Here is an 18,638-nt window from a genome sequence, read left to right on the forward strand (position 1 = left end):
AGAATAATGCCACTCGATTACGGTGTTCATACGTTCGGCTTCGTCTGGAACGCGACGGCGGCCGAGGCCATCGCCAGGCTGGCGGATCAGGGTTTTAGGAAATTCCAGCTGCTTGCCAGTGATCCGCATTTCAATATCCGTGATCACGGTTCGACGGACTGGATCGCGCTCAGGAACGGCATCGCCGCTGCTGGCGGAAAGCTGGTCGCGCTCGACCTGCCGGTTGGCGACTATAATCTCGCCAGCCCTATGCCCGATGTGACGGAGTTTGCTGTCGGCGCCTATGGCAGAGCAATCGAAGCGGCCGCCTTTCTCGGCAGCCGCTATGTCACGGTGAGTTCAGGGCGTAAACACGCGCTCATCGCCGCGACACCGGGCGTGCTGGAAGATATCGTCGCTGACTGCCTCGTCCGGCTGGCGGACCACGCCGCCGCCTGCGGAATCCGACTTCTCTTCGAAAACCACCCGATCGGTGTCTTCCCGGATGCGGCCTCGATCCGATCGATGCTCGACCGCTGCGGCCGGGACAATATCGACGTCGTCTATGACGTCGCCAATGCCCGGGCGATCGGCGAGGATCCGTCCGTCGGCCTGGAAATGTTGAAGGACAGGGTTCGCGTCATCCACCTCTCGGATGCCGACGACGGCAAATGGCAGCACGCGCCGATCGGCTCGGGACAGATCGACTTCCGGCCGATCCTGAAGACCATCGAAGATCGTCGCTTCGACGGCGACGTGGTCATCGAAATCATCTCGGAAAATCCATTGGCGGATGCGGTTGCTTCTCGCACCCGCCTGCAAACCCTCTTGTGACTGGAACGGAATGGTTGAAAGCATGGCAAATATCTCCATCGGCGTCATCGGCGCAGGCCTGATCGGCCGCAAACACATCAAGAAGATCATCGATCATCCCGATTTCGACCTTGCCGGTATCGCTGACGTCAACCGCGACAGCATCTCGGCGCAATATCCGGGTATTGCGGTCTTCAAGGATTACAAGTCGCTGCTCGATGAAGCACGGCCGCAGGCCGTCATCATTGCCTCGCCCAACCAGAGCCATGCCGAAATCGGTATCGAATGCGCGCGCCTCGGGATCGATATGCTGATCGAAAAGCCGGTGACCGATACGCTCGAAAGCGCCGCCGATCTGCTCCTGGAAGTGCGCGCAAACAATGTCCGGACGCTCGTCGGTCATCATCGCCGCCATCATGACCAGGTCAAGACGCTGAGACGCTTGCTGCGTGAAGGGTTGATTGGCAATCTTGTCGGCGTCTCCGCCATCTGGGCGGCCTACAAGCCGGATGAGTATTTCCGCATCGCCCCCTGGCGCACGCAGCCGGGTGGCGGACCGATCCTGATCAACCTCATTCACGAGATCGATTTCCTGCGTTACACGGCAGGCGAGATCCTTGGTGTCAGCGCCATCTCCTCAAACCGGCAGCGGCAGTTCCCGGTTGAAGATACCACCGGCGCCTTGCTTCAATTCGATAGCGGCTGCATCGGCACCTTCTTTGCGAGCGACAGCGCGGTTTCCCCCTGGACGACGGAGCAGGGGGCCGGCGAAGCAGTCGAGTTTCCGTTCAGCGGAGAGAGCAACTATCGCTTCGTCGGCAGCCGCGGTTCTCTGGAATTTCCGACCCTGGTCCATTGGGCGCAGGCAGAGGGTAACCAGAACTGGAACGAGCCGATCCGGTCCCAGCGGCTGCTTGCAAGCTTCATCGATCCCTACCACGCCCAGCTCGACCATTTCCGCGATGTCGTCCGCGGCGAGGCGGAGTCGCTGCTCACCGTTGAGGATGGCGCCCGTACGCTGATCGCGACGCTTGCCGTGGCGGAGGCTGCCGCATCGGGAAGCCGGATCGATCTCCACGATCGTTACGAGGCGCTCGCAGCCGGAAAATTCTCACCGACATTGCAAGCTACAAATCCAAGGAAAGCATTCTGACATGAAGCCGATCTTCGTTCTCAACGGTTCCAACCTCAATCTGCTTGGCCAACGCGAGCCGCATATCTACGGCAGCACGACACTCGCTGACATCGAAACCATGTGCCATGCGAGCCCGGCGGGCCGAAAGCATGGTGTCGACTTCCGGCAATCCAACCACGAGGGCGAACTGATCGACTGGATCCACGAAGCCCGCCATGCGGCCGACGCGATCGTCATCAATGCCGGTGCCTATACCCATACCTCGCTCGCCATCCATGATGCGCTGAGGACCTTCGAAGGCCCGATCATCGAACTGCACATCACCAATGTGCATCGCCGCGAAACCGTTCGCCACCACTCCTACATCTCGCTTGCTGCGACCGGCGTGATCTGCGGCCTCGGGCCGGATGGCTATGAGTTCGCACTCGAGGCGGCGTCACGGCTCGTCGCCAAGACAAAGGCGGCATAGGGCGCTCCCATCCCGATCACTGTCGCGAAAGGACTCCTGCGATGAAGACATCGATAGCGACCGTTTCATTAGGCGGCGACCTGCGCGACAAGCTGGAGGCGATCGCCAGGGCCGGCTTCGACGGGGTGGAGATTTTCGAGAACGACTTTTTGATCTACGACGCCAGCCCCAAGGAGGTCGGCCGGATGGTGCGCGATCTCGGCATGGAGATCACGCTGTTTCAGCCGTTTCGCGATTTCGAAGGCATGCCGGAACCGCTGCGCAGCCGCACCTTCGACCGGGCAGAGCGCAAGTTCGACGTCATGCAGGAAATGGGCACCGATCTCGTGCTCGTCTGCTCGAACGTTTCGCCGGCGTCGCTCGGCGGTCTCGACCGGGCGGCGGCAGATTTTCATGAACTCGGCGAGCGGGCCGCCGGGCGCGGTCTGCGCGTCGGCTACGAGGCGCTCGCCTGGGGCCGCCACATCCATGATCACCGCGACGCTTGGGAGATCGTCCGGCGGGCCGATCATCCAAATATCGGCCTGGTCCTCGACAGCTTTCATACGCTGTCGCGCAAGATCGACGTCAACTCGATCCGCTCGATCCCGAAGGAGAAGATCTTCATCATCCAGCTTGCCGACGCGCCGCTGATCGACATGGATCTGCTCTATTGGAGCCGGCACTTCCGCAACATGCCCGGCGAAGGCGATCTGCCTGTGCTCGACTTCATGAAGGCTGTCGCCGCAACGGGGTATGACGGATATCTGTCGCTGGAGATCTTCAACGATCAATTCCGCGGCGGGTCTGCGAGCGCAATCGCCGTCGACGGCCGCCGCTCGTTGATCTATCTCGGCGACCAGGTCAAGCGGCAGCAGCCGCAGAGTGCGCTGCCGGTGCCTCCAATGCCGCCCCGCGCAGCCGTCGAGGGCATCTCCTTCGTCGAGTTCACCGCCGCTGAAGACGAGGCGCCTGAGCTCGAGGCGCTGTTTGCAAGCCTCGGCTTTAGAAGAGCGGCCAGACACAAGAGCAAGCGCGTGACCGTCTATCGCCAGGGCGCCATCAACCTCGTCGTCAATACCGAGCAGAAGGGCTTTGCCAGCGCCTCCTATTCCGTCCACGGCACCTCGGCCTATGCCGCCGGCCTGATGGTCGATGATGCAACGGCAGCGTTGCGACGCGCCGTTGCGCTCGGCGCCCAACGGTTCGAGCAATCGCTCGATGCCGGCGAAATCGAGGTGCCGGCGGTGCGTGGCGTCGGCGGCGGCATCCTCTATTTCCTCGACCGCAAGACCGAACTCGGTCGCATCTGGGAGATCGAATTCGACGCGATCGAGGACCATATCCCTCTTCAGCCGGCCGGGCTGCAGTCGATCGACCATATGGCGCAGACGATGAAATATGAGGAGCTTTTGACCTGGCTGTTGTTTTATACGTCGCTGATCGACGTGCAGAAGACGCCGATGGTCGATATCGTCGATCCCTCGGGCATCGTCAGGAGCCAGGTGGTCGAGAATGCGGAAGGCTCGCTGCGCATCACCATGAACGGCGCCGAGAACCGCAACACGCTCGCCGGCCGTTTCATCGCCGAAACCTTCGGCTCCGGCATCCAGCATCTGGCCTTCAGGACGGACGACATCTTTGCCACTGCAGCAGCCCTTGCCGCAAACGGTTTCGTCTCGCTGGCGATTTCGCCGAACTATTATGACGATCTCGAAGCCCGCTTCGGCCTCGACGCCGAATTTGCCGAGCGCCTCAAGGCGGGCAACATCCTCTATGATCGCGATGAGCACGGCGAATATTTCCAGCTCTATAGCCCGACCTATGGCGAAGGCCTGTTCTTCGAGATCGTCGAGCGGCGCGGTTATCGTGGTTATGGTGCTGCCAACGCCATCTTCAGGATCGCGGCGCTGAGGAAACATCTGAGGCCGGCAGGCATGCCGACGGTCACGAAAAATCGCGGACATCAGACCGACTGATTTTCCCGGCGACCGAGCACATCGCCGCTCGTCAGCCTCGGCCTCTCACGCAAATCTCGCCCTTTCGTGCATTGCCCTTCGTCGATTTCCCCTAGATAAGACTTCTCCTATTCGTTTCATCACCTATGTCCTTGGTTTTTCGGGAGGCATTCGTCGCCATGGTCGAACTTGCGCAATCGCTCGCATCCATCAAGCTGCCGGACCTGTCCGGCAAAGCCGTGCTGATCACCGGCGCCTCGACCGGCATCGGCGCGGCACTCGCCCGTGCCTTCGCGGCTCAAGGAGCCAAGGTCGGTGTGCACTACAACGCCAGCCGCGAACCGGCGGAAAAACTTGCCGAGGAGATCCGGGCTGCCGGCGGCACCGTGCATCTGATCCAGGGCGACGTGTCGAGGGAGGGCGAGACCGAGCGTGTCGTCGAGGAGACGGCGAAGACCTTCGGTCATCTCGACGGGCTCATCAACAATGCCGGCGGCATGCTGGGGCGCAAGCCGACCTCGGAATATACCGACGCGCATTATGCCGCGGTCATGGACCTCAACGCCCGCTCGGTGCTGGCGGCAACGCGTGCGGCGCATCCCTGGCTGAAGAAGCAGGGCGGCTTCATCATCAACACCACCTCGATTGCCGCGCGCAATGGCGGCGGCAATGGCGCGATCCTCTATGCGGCGTCCAAAGGTTTCGTCTCGACGATCACCCGCGGCCATGCCAAGGAATTCGTCGCCGACAGGATCCGCGTCAATGCGGTGGCGCCGGGTGTCATCGCCACGCCCTTCCACGAACGTTATACCAATGACGAGCAGATGGAGCTGCAGCGCAAGTCGATCCCGATGGGCTTCGTCGGCACTTCCGAGGATTGCGTTGGAGCCTATCTCTTCCTCGCATCGCCGACGCTGTCCGGCTACATCACCGGACAGATTATTGAGGTCAACGGCGGACAGTTGATGCCTTAGTTTCCGCCTCCTCGAGAGATCTTCCCTTGCAAGCCAAGGGAACTTTCGAGCCGCCGTTACGTTTCCCGCATGGTCTTTTTATCGAGCGGGGCATTATGAGCTATTCATTTTCAGAACTCGACTTCCTCAAGCCGGAGCTCGGGGCGGAATATACGGGTTCGGGCACCCATTTCGCGGTATTCTCAGCGCATGCAGAACAGGTTGAGCTCTGCCTCTTTTCGCCGGACGGCAAGAAGGAGGTCGCGCGATTGCCGCTGCCCAAGCGTGAAGGCGATATCTGGTCGGGCTATATCGCCGGCGTCGGACCGGGAACCGTCTACGGTTATCGGGCCCATGGTCCATACGATCCGAAAGCTGGTCACCGCTTCAATCCGAACAAGCTCCTGCTCGACCCCTATGCGAAGCAGGTGACGGGCGAGTTGAAATGGGACGACGCGCTGTTTGGCTACCAGATCGGCAAGGACGATCTTTCCTTCGACGAACGTGATAGCGCCCCCTTCATGGTCAAGGGCGTGGTGCAGGATCCGGATTTCGACTGGGCGGGTGAAGAGGCGATCCGCCGTCCCTGGCCTGATACGATCATTTACGAGGCGCATGTGCGCGGCCTGACGATGACCCATCCGAAGGTTCCCGACAGGCTGCGCGGCACCTTTCTCGGCATGTGCAGCGATCCGATCATCGACCATCTCGTCAAGCTCGGCATCTCGGCGATCGAGCTCTTGCCGATCCAGTATTTCCTCGACGATCGTTATCTCCTGGAAAACAACCTGCGCAATTATTGGGGCTACCAGACGCTCGGCTTCTTCGCGCCGCAATCGCGCTACATGTCCGGCGACAAGATCACCGAGATCAAGACCATGGTGAAGAAGTTCCATGCCGCCGGCATCGAAGTCATCATGGACGTCGTCTACAATCACACTGCTGAAGGCAGCGAGAAAGGCCCGACGCTCTCCTTCCGCGGGCTCGATAATGCCAGCTATTATACCCTCTCACCCGACGATCCTCGCCACACCTTCGATACAACAGGGACCGGCAACACCCTGAATGCCGCCAATCCTATGGTGATGCGCATGGTGCTCGACAGTCTGCGCTATTGGGTCGGCGTCATGCATATCGACGGGTTCCGCTTCGACCTTGCCAGCACGCTCGGCCGCCAGGATATGGAATTCGACAGGCAGGGCCTGTTTTTCGGAGCCATCCGCCAGGATCCGATCCTCGCCGGTGTCAAGCTGATCGCCGAGCCCTGGGACGTGGGCGACGGCGGCTATCAGGTCGGCGGCTTCCCGCACCCCTTCCGTGAGTGGAACGACAAGTTTCGTGACGACGTGCGCCGCTTTTGGAAGGGCGACGGCGGCATGGTGTCGGAGATCTCGCAGCGCATCACCGGCTCGGCGGTACAGTTCAACCACTCGGATCGCGGTGCGACATCATCGATCAATCTGCTGTCAGCCCATGACGGCTTCACGCTGATGGATACTGTTTCCTTCAACGACAAGCACAATGACGCGAACGGCGAGGATAACAGGGACGGACATTCGGACAATCATTCGGACAATATGGGTGCCGAAGGAGTGACGGATAACGACGACATCAACAGCCTTCGGACGCGGCGGCGCCGCAACATGATGGCGACGCTGATGCTCTCCCAGGGCGTTCCGATGATCCTTGCCGGCGATGAGGTGGGCAACAGCCAGGGCGGCAATAACAACGCCTATTGCCAGGACAACGAGATCGGCTGGACGGATTGGGCGGGGCTCGACGAGCCTTTCCTCGATTTCTGCCGGCAGGCCGTCGCCTTCCGCAAGGCCCATCCCGTCTTGCGGCAGGAGCGGTTCCTGACCGGCGAGACCGCCGAGGATGGCCGCATCGAGATCGCCTGGTACAAGCCGGACGGCAACTTCATGGACGATGGGGCTTGGAACGACGACGGATTGCAGGTGTTCGGGGTCTATGTCTCGAGGAGCGTGAATGCGCCAGACACCGAGACGATGGACGACCTCTTCCTCATCTTCAATGCCGGTGGCGATTGCGAGGTTCACCTGCCTGTCGTGAATGGGCTGAAACAGTGGTCGAGGGTTCTCGACACGGGCGCGGAGACGGACGCCTTCAAGGTGCACGAGCCGCAGAATCCGGTCATCGTCTATGCCCAGAGCGTGGCGGTCTTCGCGCCGAAGGGCCAGACCGAGCCGCCGAAGGATGCGACAAAAGCCGAGCGTCGGCGGTGGTTCCAGTTCGGCCGCAGGAGCGGGTAACAGGTCGCAGCGAAGATGAATGCCGAAGCCATCACCGAACTTGGTCTCGTCTATGTCAGCGATACCGAACCAGGCATCCGAAGACGCAGGAAAGGCAAGGGCTTCAGCTATGTGATGCCCGACGGCACGACGCTCGCTGACGAATTACAGCGGGCACGCATCGGTGCGCTCGGTCTGCCGCCGGCCTATGAGAATGTGTGGATCTGCCTCTATGATAACGGCCATCTGCAGGCGACTGGCATCGATGCGCGCGGGCGCAAGCAATACCGTTACCACAAGGAATGGCAATCCTTCCGCAGTGCGGGAAAATTCCATCAGCTGATCGAATTCGGCCGGGCGCTGCCGAAGATACGCCGCACCGTGCTGCGCCATCTCGACACCGGCGCGGAGGACGTCAACGGTGTGCTTGCGGCTTTGACGACCCTGCTCGACGAGGCGCATTTGCGCGTCGGCAACCAGGCGTATGTCAGGGAGAACGGCACCTATGGCGCAACGACGCTGCTGAAGCGCCACCTGAAGATCGTCGACGGGCGGATCGAATTGAAATTCCGCGCCAAGGGCGGCAAGCGCGTCCAGCGCAGTCTCAAACATCCCAGGCTGCAGAAGATCCTGGAGGAAATAGCCGACCTGCCCGGGCGCCAGCTCTTCGTCTGGAAGGATGAAAGCGGGGCGCTGAAGCCGATCGATTCCGGCCGGTTGAACGCCTATCTCGCCGAGATATCGGGCATTCCCATCTCGGCGAAAACCTTTCGCACCTGGGCCGGCTCGCTGGCGGCTTTCGGCGCGGCGCGCGAGGCGATTACCGGAGGCGGCCGGCCGACGGTCAAGCAGATGTCGGAAGCCGCGGCCGAGGCACTGCACAACACGCCGGCGATCTCGCGTTCCAGTTATATCCATCCGGCGATCATCGCACTCGCCGGCAACGACCATCCTCTGGTCGAGAGCGGTAACGAGCAGCTGCGGGGCTTGCGGGCCGAGGAAAACAGGCTACTTGATTTCCTCACACGCGAGATCGAAGAATGAACCCCAGACATCCGCCAGCATCTGACGTCTCGCTGACCCATCCCGACCGGCTCTACTGGCCGGATGAGGGCGTGACGAAGCAGGCGCTCGCGGATTATTACGCGGCGGTCTGGCCGTTCATGGCGCCCTATGTCGTCAACCGGCCACTGGCGCTGCTGCGTTTGCCGGATGGGATAAAAAGCCACCAACGATTTTTCCAGAAACATGCCTGGAAAGGCATGAATCCGCATATCGAGGAGATCGCCGACCCGGAGGATCCGGACGGCGAAAAGCTGCTGCGCATCGGCGATTTCAACGGTCTGGTGGCGCTGGTGCAATCGGCCGTGCTCGAAATTCATCCCTGGGGCGTCACCACCGACAATTGGGAAAAACCCGACATGATCACCATGGACCTCGACCCCGGCGAGGACGTGGCCTGGTGCGCGGTCATCACAGCAGCGCTAGAATTGAAGACACGGCTGGAGGCGCGTGGCCTAGCCGCCTTCGTCAAGACATCGGGTGGCAAGGGGCTGCATGTGGTGACGCCGCTTGCGCCGAAGGCCGGCTGGGCCGAGGTGAAGGATTTCGCCCATTCGCTTGCCGAAAGCATGTCGGCCGACGCGCCGGAGAAGTATCTGGCAACCGCGACGAAGGCGAAACGCGGCGGGCATATCTACATCGATTATCTCCGCAACGGCCGCGGCAATACGGCGGTCGCGGCCTATTCGACGCGAGCACGAGTAGGCGCGCCGGTTTCGATGCCGATCGATTGGCCGGATTTGAACGTGGTGAGCGGTCCGGCCGCTTTCACGCTCGGCAACGTACCGCAGCAACTGGAGACCCGGCCGAAGGATCCTTGGGAAAATTTCTTCGCTGCGGCCGTGCCGCTCGCCTAAACGGCTCTTGCCTCATCCCGCGCTGTCGAGCTCGGGATAGTGCCGAAAAATCCCTTCCTCGTTGAAGGCGAGGCGACGGGGAGAGGCGAGATAGCGGGCGATATTCGGACGCTTCGCCACCGCGTCGTGCAGCGCCAGCAGGCCGGGGTAATCAGCCTTGCGGCTCGCCATGGCTTTCGGGAAGGCATAGGAGAGGCCCTCGATCACCTGGAAGAGCGAGAGGTCGACATAGGTCAGCGTATCGCCGACCATATGGCCCGAGCCTTTTGGGTTCTGCCGCAGCACACGCTCGAAATAGCCGAGGAATTTCGGAATGCGCTCGCGGATGAAGGCGGCTGAGCGGGCTTTGGCTTCCGGCTTCTGGTCCTCGTAGTAGAGCGACGTGTCGATCGGGTGATGCGTATCGTGCACTTCGGCGACGAAATCGGTGACGGTCAGCTGCAGGCCGTTGACGACATGGCGAAGGCCTTCGTCCTCGGGCGCGAGGCCGAGCTTCGGGCCGAGGTAAAACAGGATGTTGGCGACATGCGGGATGATGAGGTCGCCATCCTTCAGGAAGGGCGGCGCGAAGGGAATATGCGCTTCGCTTTGGCTCTCCATGATCTCGAACATGGCGCCGGTCCCGCGCCCGCGGCCGGATTGGCGGGTGATGTCGATATAGTCGGCGCCGGCTTCCTCCAACGCCAACCGCACAAATTCGCCGCGGCCTTGAATGCCGTCCCAGTAATAAAGCTCGTATGCCATGACTGCTCAATCCTTCGGTTGGCGACCGAAGTCTTTTCGCAATTCGTCCTTGGCTTTTTCAAGGGTGCCGCGCCGCTTTTTCGTCAGGTGGTCGCCGGCACGGTTGATGTAGAAGGTCAGCATCGACATGGCCGCGCGGAAGGGGCTAGCCTTGCGGCGATCGCTCTTCTCGGCGGAGCGCTTGACGGAGCGGGCAATCTTCTTCGGATCGTCCGATTTGAACACGCCTTCCTTCAGGTCCATCGCATCGCTGTGTTCGGTGACGTCCTGCGACCATTTCTTCTGCACTTTGGCCATAGCGAAAATCCTTTACCAGGTGCGGGTGCAGGATGCAGGCAGCGGCAAGCCACCGCTCATCCTGTCCCTCATTAGTGGGGGCTGTGATGTTCATTGCGCTTGCGTGTCGCAGCGGCCTTCTTCGCAGAAGCGGACCGCTCCTCCTTCGAGCGTGCGGCGGATGCCGCGCCGCCGATGCGGCCGCCCTTTTCGGAAGATTCATGCGTATCCTTCTTGCCGCGGCCGGAACCGGATTTGTTGCCGCCGCCGCTTTCCTTGTTGACGGTTGCCCAGGCACGCCGTTCGGCCTCCTTATCGGAGACGCCGCGCTCCTCGTAGCTCTCCTCGATATGCTCGGCCTTGCGCTTCTGCTTGTCGGTATAGTCGGATTTATCACCTCTCGGCATCTCAACCTCCTCTGGTTTTGCCCTGCTGGTTTTCAAAGGAATTGAACCGGTACGGAGCCCAAAAGTTCCGGCGCCCGCCATGGTCTGCAACGGCCGGTTTCGGGAACAAAAGCCGATTTTATCAGGTTTCCGATGGGAAAAGCCTGGACACAGGCCCGCACAAAGAAGGAGCCGAGAACATGGAAAAACACATCGTCAAAGCCGATGGAAACGGCGCGACGTGAACGGCCAGGTATCGCCGGTCACCTATACCGTCAGTCTCAAGCAAGGGAAGGGGCATTCCTACTAGGTCGACATCCGCTTGATGGCGCCGCGTGACTGGCTGGTGCAGCGAGGTTTCGAGCGGGATGCCGTGCTGGTCAGCCAGAGCGGCGCGCGCATTCCCATTTATCACGATGGCGCCAGCCGTCATGACGATGGTAATCGTCATGACAATGGCAATCATCACGGCAACGGCCGTCTCGACCTTGCCGACACGATCTCGATCGAACTGACGGCGCGCGACGACAGCTGCACCAGCGAGGTGGATTTGATGCGCAAATATCCCGAGTTCAACGGCGCCGGGTAAATAATCAGCAAAGGGCGTCGCGGGCTAGCCGACGGGCCGCTGCTGGACGGCGGTCTTGACCGCCCGCTCGAGCGCGGTGCTGCTGAAAGGTTTCGCCAGCAGCACCGAGCCGGAGAAGCGGTTGGCAATCGGCAAGCTGCTATTGCCGGTGGCAAAGACCAGGCCGATCGACGGAAAGGCCTCGCGCGCCCTGGCGGCGAAGACCAGGCCCGACATGCCGGGCAGGCCGATATCGGCGACGATGATGTCGACAATGGTGTGTCCGAGGATTTCCACGCCCCGTTCGCCACTATCGGCCTCGATGACCTCATAGCCGAGATCCTGCAGGATCTCGGCCGTGTCCATGCGGATGAAGGCGTCGTCCTCCACGAGCAGCAACTTCAGCTTTTCAGCTGCGATCTCGGAATGTTTGGCAACAGGCACCGCGGCATCTGCCGCCCCCTGGCGGCGTTGCGGCCGGTTGGCAAGCACTTGGCGGATCTTGCGGGCGAGTTCCTCGCGCGTATAGGGCTTGGAGAGCAGTTCGAGACCGGGATCAAGCCTGCCGCCATGGACGATCGAATTTTCGGTGTAGCCCGATGTATAGAGCACGGCGATATCAGGCAGACGCTCGCGCGCCATACGCGCCAGCTCCGGGCTCCTCAATGGGCCGGGCATGACGACATCGGTAAAGAGCAGGTCGATATGGGCGCCGCTTTCGATAACGGTGAGCGCGCTTTGTGCATCCTTGGCCTTCAGCACGTGATAGCCGAGATCCGACAGCATTTCGATGACGGTGGCGCGAACGCCCTCGTCATCCTCGGCGACGAGGATGGTTTCCGTGCCTCCGGTTGCCGGCACGGCGTCGGTGGTGGTGACGCGATCTTCGCTCTGGAGCGAGCGGGGTAGGTAGAGCTTGAGGGTCGTGCCTTCGCCGATCTCGCTGTAGATCTTCACGTGGCCGCCGGATTGCTTGGCGAAGCCATAGACCATCGACAGGCCGAGACCGGTGCCTTTGCCTTCCGGTTTCGTCGAGAAGAAGGGCTCGAAGGCCTGCTGCATGATCTCTTGCGTCATGCCGGAGCCGGTATCGGTGACGGCGAGCACGACATATTGGCCGGCGGTGACTTCGGGATGGATGCGGCTGTAGGAATCGTCGAGGAAGGCGTTGCCGACCTCGATCGTCAGCTTACCGGCGCCGTCCATCGCGTCCCGGGAGTTGATCGCAAGGTTGAGCAATGCGTTCTCGATCTGGATCGGATCGGCGAAGGTGTTCCAGAGGCCGCCGGAGACCATGGTCTCGACTTCGATCTCCTCGCCGAGCGCGCGGCGCAACATGTCGTCCATGCCGGTGACGAGGCGGCCGATATTGACGACCTTCGGTTCCAGCGGTTGGCGGCGGCCGAAGGCGAGCAACTGGCTTGCCAGCCGCGAGCCGCGTTCGACGGCGGCGAGCGCGTTGGAAATGCGCTCCTTGGCCCGGCCGTTCTCGGCCACGTCCTTGCCGAGAAGCTGCAGATTGCCGGAGATCACCTGCAGCAGATTGTTGAAGTCATGGGCAACGCCGCCGGTGAGCTTGCCGATCGATTCCATCTTCTGCGACTGCTGGAGTGCGGCTTCGGCCTGCTGGCGCTCGGCGATCTCGGCGGCGACGCGGACCTCGAGCATTTCATTGAGTTTGCGCAGCTGATCTTCCATGTCGCGGCGCTGGTCGATTTCGACTTTGGCGGCACGGAAGAGCCGGATATTGTCGATCGCGACGGCTGATTGGCCGGCCAGGCTGACGAGGCTTGCCTCGGCCGCCTGGGAAAAACGGCCGGGCTGGCCGTGGCCGAAGAACAAGCCGCCGATGACGCTGCCGTCCCGTGATTTCACCGGCACGGCGAGATAGCTCCTGACCGGCAGATGTCCCTTCGGCATGCCCGCATGCGGCGCATTCTGCCCGTAGCGCGGGTCGAGCAGGATGTTGTCGGAGCGCACGATGCCTTCGCCTTCGAAGGTCGGCGCGAAGACCTTGGTATTGCGCGGCATCGGGAATTTCTCGAAGTTCTTCCGGTCGACACCGGAGAGGGCATAGAGCATGTAGCTGCCGCCCTCGCCATCGTCGACATTGTAGAAGAAAGCGCCGAATTCCGCGCCGGTCAGCGTCACGCCGGCATCGACGACGATCTGGGTGAGGCGTTCGACACTGGGCTCGGCGGTAATCGCTGCACCCGCCTGGTTGACGACCGCAAGCGCCTCCGACTTGGCACGCAGCTCTTCCAGCGCCATCTCTTCGCCGCGCTTGGCCGCCACCTGGTCGGTGACATCAAGCGCCGCACAGAGGATGCCGGCGACCGTGCCGTCATCGTCGCGCAGCGGCGTGTAGGAGAAGGTGAACCAGGTGTCCTCGGTGCGTCCGTCCCGGCGCATCGGGATGAGCAACTCCTTGAAGAGCTGCGAACCGCCTTCCAGCGTGCTGGCGACGATCGGGGCGAATTGTTCCCAGATATCCGCCCAGACTTCGCGGAAGGGCCTCCCAAGTGCATCGGGATGCCGCTCCGGGAAAACCGGCACATAGGCGTCATTGTAGAGAAAGGCGAGGTCCGGACCCCAGGCGACGAATTTGGGCTGGCGGGAATTCAGCACCATTTCGGCGATATGTTTGAGAGAAGCAGGCCAGCTTTCGACCGAACCGAGACCGACGGCGTGGAAGGTTGGATGCCGCAACAATTCGCCGATTTCGCCGCCGCCTCTCGGCCAGCCGTTCCCGACGCTTCCCATTCAAAATCGTTTCCTTGTCATCCGCTGCGCCGGAGTGATTGGCCACCTCGGGGTTCAGCCTGCCAAACCCTCAACATAGAGGCTTGCGATAGGAGGGAAAGGGCGCGGTCGAAATATCCTTAACCCAGAGCTTCGTGCGTCCTTTCGGACGCGCAAAGGGCGATACGCCAGGGCGTTCAACAGTGGAAGCGGTCTGCGGACATGGCCTGCAAGCGGTTATTTTCGGTAGAGTTTTTGCGATGCAGCGAAGGCGCGGCCGATATAGACGGAGACCAGTTGCACCGGCGCGCGCGGATCACGGAAAACCAGTCCGACGAGATTGTCGACGACGAGGATGAAACCCAGCGCGACACCGAGATAGAGCAGCGCGGCGATGACGAGGAGCGACATCTCCATCCCTCACACGGTCGCGGTAAAAGCGCGGGTGGCGGCCGCCAAGAGCGGGACGGAAAGGATTTCGATATGGCCGTTATTCATGGCAACTTCCCCAGTCCCGCCATAAACAGCCATTCTATGTTGTTGTTCCCGATTATCGGGGCCAGCGCTCAATTTTCTTGAAAGCCTCAAAGCTTGCAACGTCATCCGGCCTCTGTTCACCCCCGCATGGAAGCCACCTTTAAAATTCGATAAAGCACAACTAATTCAGGCATATGACAAAAGGGGTCGAAGGGCGTCGTGACGACGCCCTTTCCTAATCGACATGTTCGGTATTCCAGTGGTCAGGACGCCGTCTTGCGGCTCGCAGTCCGTTTTGGTGCCGGTGTCACGACGCCGTTCGTCTTGCTGCCCGCCACCGTGCGCTTCGCTTTGGGCTTGACTTCCTTGCCGTCGGAAGACGCCGCAGAACCCTCGAGCGCTTCGCGCTCGTAGCGTGCCTGTTCCCAATGGATGGAATCTCGCCCTGTCGGATAACCCTCTTCTTCCCAGAGGGCGTATGCACGTTTCTTGATCCACTCTTCTCGAGTTTCTGCCATCGCTGATCTCCAGTCACATGATGCCGTCGTTCGAACGCGATACTGCTGAGATGGTTCCAGAGGAGGGGAACTCTTTCAAGCGAAATCGCTCTGCACGCTGGAATATTTCGCGTTGCAGCATATTAGGGTTGAGAATCGGCCTTCACGAGGACTGAAACTCCACCGCCTTGTGCAGATCTGACACGAAATCCAGGTGCTGCCGGCGCTGGTCCGCCTCGTCGCGGATGCGCAACAGATAGGAAGGGTGGATGGTGACCAGAACGGGCGGACGGTTTGTCGGCTGCAGAATATGGCCGCGCTGCGGTGTCAGCTTCACCTTCGGCCCGAGCAGCGCATAAAGCGCGCTCGCGCCGAGCGTCACGACGAGCTTCGGCTGCAGGATGTTGATCTCTGCGCCGACCCACCATGCGCAACGCCTGATCTCGCCGGCATTCGGTTTTGCATGCAGCCGCCGCTTGCCGCGCGGCGTGAACTTGAAGTGCTTGACGGCATTGGTGACATAGCAGCGCCGGCGGTCGAGACCGGCCTCATCAAGACAGCGATCGAGCAGCCGGCCGGCGGGACCGACAAAGGGCCTGCCGGTCAGATCCTCCTGATCGCCCGGCTGCTCGCCGACCAGGACGATCTCGGCTTTGCCGGGGCCTTCGCCGAAGACGATTTGCGTGGCATTCCTGTAGAGATCACAACGGGTGCAGCCTTCGGCCTGATGCCGGAGTTCGGCAATGCTTGTCGCCTCCGCGACTTCGAGCGTCAGGGCGGGACCGACGCTTGCAACTATGTTCATGATGGCGATCCTCATCTCGACGAGATCAATCGATCTGTGCCGGTATTGTTCCCGTTCGGGAATTGGCAGCGGGCTTTCGAAATCTGCTGACCCATTCCGGGACTTTCGCGATCGGTTCCCGGCCGGCAAACGATCACGGCGAAAAATTTCGCGTCATGGGAGAGCTGCCCTGCGATTGAACGTCGCCGTTTCGCGGCTATATTTGCCAGCGATGTTCTATCTCCTGTCGACCTACTGGCCGCATATCCTCTTTGTCGTTTCGATCGCCATGGGGGCCGCGGCGGCGATCCATGCCGCCATGACCAAGGAGGAAGTGCGCGCCGCGATCGGCTGGGTCGGCGTCATCATCCTGTCTCCGATCATCGGTGCGCTGCTCTACGCGATTGCCGGCATCAACCGCATCCGCCGCAAATCGCTGAGCATCCGCCGCGACGCGCTGCTGCTTGCGGCCGAATTCGATGAGCTGGAGACATTCGATGCCGAGGCCGAGACGGTGATCAGCCAGTTCGGGCGCCGCTTCGCGGCGCTTCAGAGGCTCGGCGACCGGGTGACGCGCAATCCGCTGACCTCCGGCAATACGATCGACATGCTGGAGACCGGTGACGAGGCCTATGCGGCGATGAAGACCAGCATCGACGAGGCGACGCGCAGCATCCTGCTCGAAACCTATATCTTCGACCGCGACGTGATCGGCCTTCGGATCGCCGACGCGCTGATTGCAGCGGTCAGGCGCGGCGTGGAGGTCCGGGTGCTGATCGACGCGGTCGGTGCGCGGTATTCGGTGCCGAGCATTCTCGGCCATCTCCGCGAGGGCGGCGTCACCGTCGCCGTCTTCAACGGCAACGTCATCATGGGTTTGCGGCTGCCCTATGCCAATCTGCGCACCCACCGCAAGATCCTCATCGTCGACGGGAAAATTGCGCTGACAGGCGGGATGAACATCCGAGCGGGTTTCAGCGAGGAGGCGACGGGAGAGAGCTTCGCCCACGATACGCATTTCAGCGTCACCGGCCCTGTTGTCGCCGACCTTTTCGACCTCGCCGCCGAAGACTGGCGCTTCTCGACTCAGGAGCTGTTGAACGACGAGCCCTGGCGCATCGAGCCGCCAGAGCGCAGTCCCGGCGATCCCATCCTGATGCGCGTCGTCGCCTCCGGCCCGGACCGCAGCGTCGAGACCAACCACAAGATGCTGACCGGCGCATTTTCGGTGGCGCGCCAGTCGATCCGCATCATGTCGCCCTATTTCCTGCCGGACCGCGAACTCATCAGCGCGCTGGTGACGGCGGCGCGGCGCGGCGTCGAAGTCGATATCATCGTGCCTGCGGTCAACAATCTCGTGCTGGTCGACCGGGCGATGACGGCGCAATTCGATCAGATCCTCAAGAATTATTGCCGAATCTGGCGCTCGACCGGCAGCTTCAGCCATTCGAAGCTGCTGACGATCGACGGCACCTGGGCCTATGTCGGCTCTTCCAATCTCGACCCGCGCTCGCTGCGGCTGAATTTCGAGGTCGATCTCGAAGTGCTGAACGAAGGCTTCGCCGCCGAGGTCGATGAGCATATCGAGGAAACCTTGAAATCGGCGACGCTGGTGACGCTTGAGGGGCTGCAGGCGCGGCCCTTTGCGGTGCGGCTGCTCGAAAAGGTGCTCTGGCTGGGTTCGCCCTATCTCTAATGCATGTCGCTCAAAACTGTGCGGCGGCTTTGGGAGGACGACCTGCATAAAACCAAAATCTGGCGCGTCGCATGAATTATCGTCGACGCAACGCGCCTTTTTTGTCATCGGACATGGCAAGTTCCGCTCGGCCGCCTATACTGCGGAGTGAGTAGCCTTTTGATCAACGGAACAAGTGCGCCTGCCGATGCACGCCAGAAAAGATAGCCTTCCCGCCAGCATTCTCGCCTCGATCAGGAGCAGGAAAAAGCGGCTCGACGCAGCCCAGACGGAGGCAAGGCCGCGCAGTGCGGGAACGCTGATCGCCTCCTATAACGTGCATAAATGCGTCGGGACCGACCGGCGCTTCGATCCGGAGCGCACCAGCCGGGTGATCCATGAAATCGGCGCCGACGTGATCGCGCTGCAGGAGGCCGATACGCGCTTCGGCGAGCGCACCGGCCTTCTCGATCTCGGCCGGCTGGAGCGGGAGACGGGACTGATCCCGGTGCCGGTTGCCGGCATGGCCAAGGCGCATGGCTGGCACGGCAATGTCGTGCTCTTCAAGAAGGGGCTGGTGCACGACGTGCACCAGGTCAAACTGCCGGGGCTGGAGCCGCGCGGTGCCCTCGTTGCCGAAATCGAGCTGGAGCAGGGCGGGGTGCTGCGCATCATCGCCGCGCATTTCGGCCTGCTGCGTCATAACAGAGCCCAGCAGGCCCGCACACTGGTCGAGCTTATCAATGACAGGCACGAAATGCCGACCATCCTGCTCGGCGACCTCAACGAATGGCGACTGGGCGACCGCTCCTCGCTCAACACCTTCCAATCCGCCTTCGGAGAGCTGCCGCCGGCCGTACCGAGCTTTCCCGCCGGTCTGCCGCTTCTGGCGCTCGACCGCATCATCGCCAACCGCAAGGGGATTATTTCAGAGGTGGAAGCGCATGATACGCCGCTGGCGCGCATCGCCTCCGACCACCTGCCGATCAAGGCGCTGATCGATCTGGAGCCGGTGGGCGGTTAAAAACTCCA

At 61.5% G+C, this 18,638-nt stretch carries 17 protein-coding genes and 1 pseudogene; 11 read left to right on the plus strand and 7 right to left on the minus strand.

What is annotated here, in order from left to right:
• Window positions 1-6 precede the first annotated feature (6 nt).
• The 8 genes from FHX10_RS08530 to ligD all read left to right on the plus strand — a co-directional run bounded on the left by FHX10_RS08530 (window position 7) and on the right by ligD (window position 9,457).
• Entirely contained in the window at window positions 7-813 is an 807-nt protein-coding gene (locus FHX10_RS08530; RefSeq protein ID WP_028757576.1) for a sugar phosphate isomerase/epimerase family protein, read from the plus strand.
• Between the two features lie 22 nt (window positions 814-835).
• On the plus strand, window positions 836-1,945 hold the full coding sequence (locus FHX10_RS08535) for a Gfo/Idh/MocA family protein (RefSeq protein ID WP_028757577.1): 1,110 nt from the start codon (window positions 836-838) through the stop codon (window positions 1,943-1,945).
• 1 nt (window position 1,946) lies between these two features.
• Window positions 1,947-2,396, plus strand: coding sequence for a type II 3-dehydroquinate dehydratase (aroQ, locus tag FHX10_RS08540; RefSeq protein ID WP_028757578.1), 450 nt, complete (start codon window positions 1,947-1,949; stop codon window positions 2,394-2,396).
• 41 nt (window positions 2,397-2,437) lie between these two features.
• The gene (locus FHX10_RS08545) at window positions 2,438-4,354 is read left to right on the plus strand and encodes a bifunctional sugar phosphate isomerase/epimerase/4-hydroxyphenylpyruvate dioxygenase family protein (RefSeq protein WP_097595665.1); all 1,917 of its coding nucleotides are present in this window, start codon (window positions 2,438-2,440) and stop codon (window positions 4,352-4,354) included.
• Between the two features lie 158 nt (window positions 4,355-4,512).
• Entirely contained in the window at window positions 4,513-5,307 is a 795-nt protein-coding gene (locus FHX10_RS08550; protein ID WP_018448491.1) for an SDR family NAD(P)-dependent oxidoreductase, read from the plus strand.
• 95 nt (window positions 5,308-5,402) lie between these two features.
• Complete coding sequence (gene glgX / locus FHX10_RS08555; protein ID WP_097595666.1) at window positions 5,403-7,559, plus strand: glycogen debranching protein GlgX; 2,157 nt, start codon at window positions 5,403-5,405, stop codon at window positions 7,557-7,559.
• Between the two features lie 15 nt (window positions 7,560-7,574).
• A complete protein-coding gene (locus FHX10_RS08560) occupies window positions 7,575-8,582 on the plus strand; it encodes a DNA topoisomerase IB (RefSeq protein ID WP_097595667.1) in 1,008 nt (335 codons plus the stop codon).
• Window positions 8,579-9,457, plus strand: coding sequence for a non-homologous end-joining DNA ligase (gene ligD, locus FHX10_RS08565; RefSeq protein WP_097595668.1), 879 nt, complete (start codon window positions 8,579-8,581; stop codon window positions 9,455-9,457). The genes FHX10_RS08560 and ligD overlap by 4 nt, the downstream gene beginning before the upstream one ends.
• A gap of 12 nt (window positions 9,458-9,469) precedes the next feature.
• On the opposite strand, the gene FHX10_RS08570 is transcribed toward ligD, so the two are convergent.
• From FHX10_RS08570 to FHX10_RS08580, 3 genes are all read right to left on the minus strand, one after another.
• Complete coding sequence (locus FHX10_RS08570; RefSeq protein ID WP_097595669.1) at window positions 9,470-10,201, minus strand: glutathione S-transferase family protein; 732 nt, start codon at window positions 10,199-10,201, stop codon at window positions 9,470-9,472.
• 6 nt (window positions 10,202-10,207) lie between these two features.
• Window positions 10,208-10,498, minus strand: coding sequence for a DUF3175 domain-containing protein (locus FHX10_RS08575; protein ID WP_097595670.1), 291 nt, complete (start codon window positions 10,496-10,498; stop codon window positions 10,208-10,210).
• Between the two features lie 71 nt (window positions 10,499-10,569).
• A complete protein-coding gene (locus FHX10_RS08580) occupies window positions 10,570-10,884 on the minus strand; it encodes a hypothetical protein (RefSeq protein ID WP_047612885.1) in 315 nt (104 codons plus the stop codon).
• Window positions 10,885-11,063: 179 nt separating this feature from the next.
• Here FHX10_RS08580 and FHX10_RS08585 point away from each other — a divergent pair.
• Window positions 11,064-11,452, plus strand: a pseudogene (locus FHX10_RS08585) (hypothetical protein).
• A 24-nt stretch (window positions 11,453-11,476) separates the two neighbouring features.
• Here FHX10_RS08585 and FHX10_RS08590 read toward each other — a convergent pair.
• The 4 genes from FHX10_RS08590 to FHX10_RS08605 form a co-directional block, all read right to left on the minus strand.
• Window positions 11,477-14,194 carry a response regulator gene (locus FHX10_RS08590; RefSeq protein ID WP_097595671.1) on the minus strand — a complete coding sequence of 906 codons (2,718 nt, stop codon included), beginning with the start codon at window positions 14,192-14,194 and terminating at the stop codon, window positions 11,477-11,479.
• Between the two features lie 216 nt (window positions 14,195-14,410).
• Window positions 14,411-14,584 (minus strand): hypothetical protein, encoded by a 174-nt coding sequence (locus FHX10_RS08595; RefSeq protein WP_164735898.1) that lies wholly within the window; start codon window positions 14,582-14,584, stop codon window positions 14,411-14,413.
• Window positions 14,585-14,913: 329 nt separating this feature from the next.
• On the minus strand, window positions 14,914-15,168 hold the full coding sequence (locus FHX10_RS08600; protein WP_097543466.1) for a DUF2934 domain-containing protein: 255 nt from the start codon (window positions 15,166-15,168) through the stop codon (window positions 14,914-14,916).
• Between the two features lie 142 nt (window positions 15,169-15,310).
• Window positions 15,311-15,952 (minus strand): UdgX family uracil-DNA binding protein, encoded by a 642-nt coding sequence (locus FHX10_RS08605; RefSeq protein ID WP_097595684.1) that lies wholly within the window; start codon window positions 15,950-15,952, stop codon window positions 15,311-15,313.
• Window positions 15,953-16,163: 211 nt separating this feature from the next.
• Between FHX10_RS08605 and FHX10_RS08610 the strand changes: the two genes are divergently transcribed.
• Both FHX10_RS08610 and FHX10_RS08615 read left to right on the plus strand, forming a co-directional pair.
• Window positions 16,164-17,627, plus strand: a complete 1,464-nt coding sequence (locus FHX10_RS08610) for a phospholipase D-like domain-containing protein (protein WP_047613468.1) — start codon at window positions 16,164-16,166, stop codon at window positions 17,625-17,627.
• 187 nt (window positions 17,628-17,814) lie between these two features.
• On the plus strand, window positions 17,815-18,630 hold the full coding sequence (locus FHX10_RS08615) for an endonuclease/exonuclease/phosphatase family protein (RefSeq protein ID WP_047612893.1): 816 nt from the start codon (window positions 17,815-17,817) through the stop codon (window positions 18,628-18,630).
• Window positions 18,631-18,638 lie beyond the last annotated feature (8 nt).

Origin of the sequence: Rhizobium sp. BK591 (assembly GCF_014195045.1) — a bacterium.
GTDB classification, from domain to species: Bacteria; Pseudomonadota; Alphaproteobacteria; order Rhizobiales; family Rhizobiaceae; genus Rhizobium; species Rhizobium anhuiense.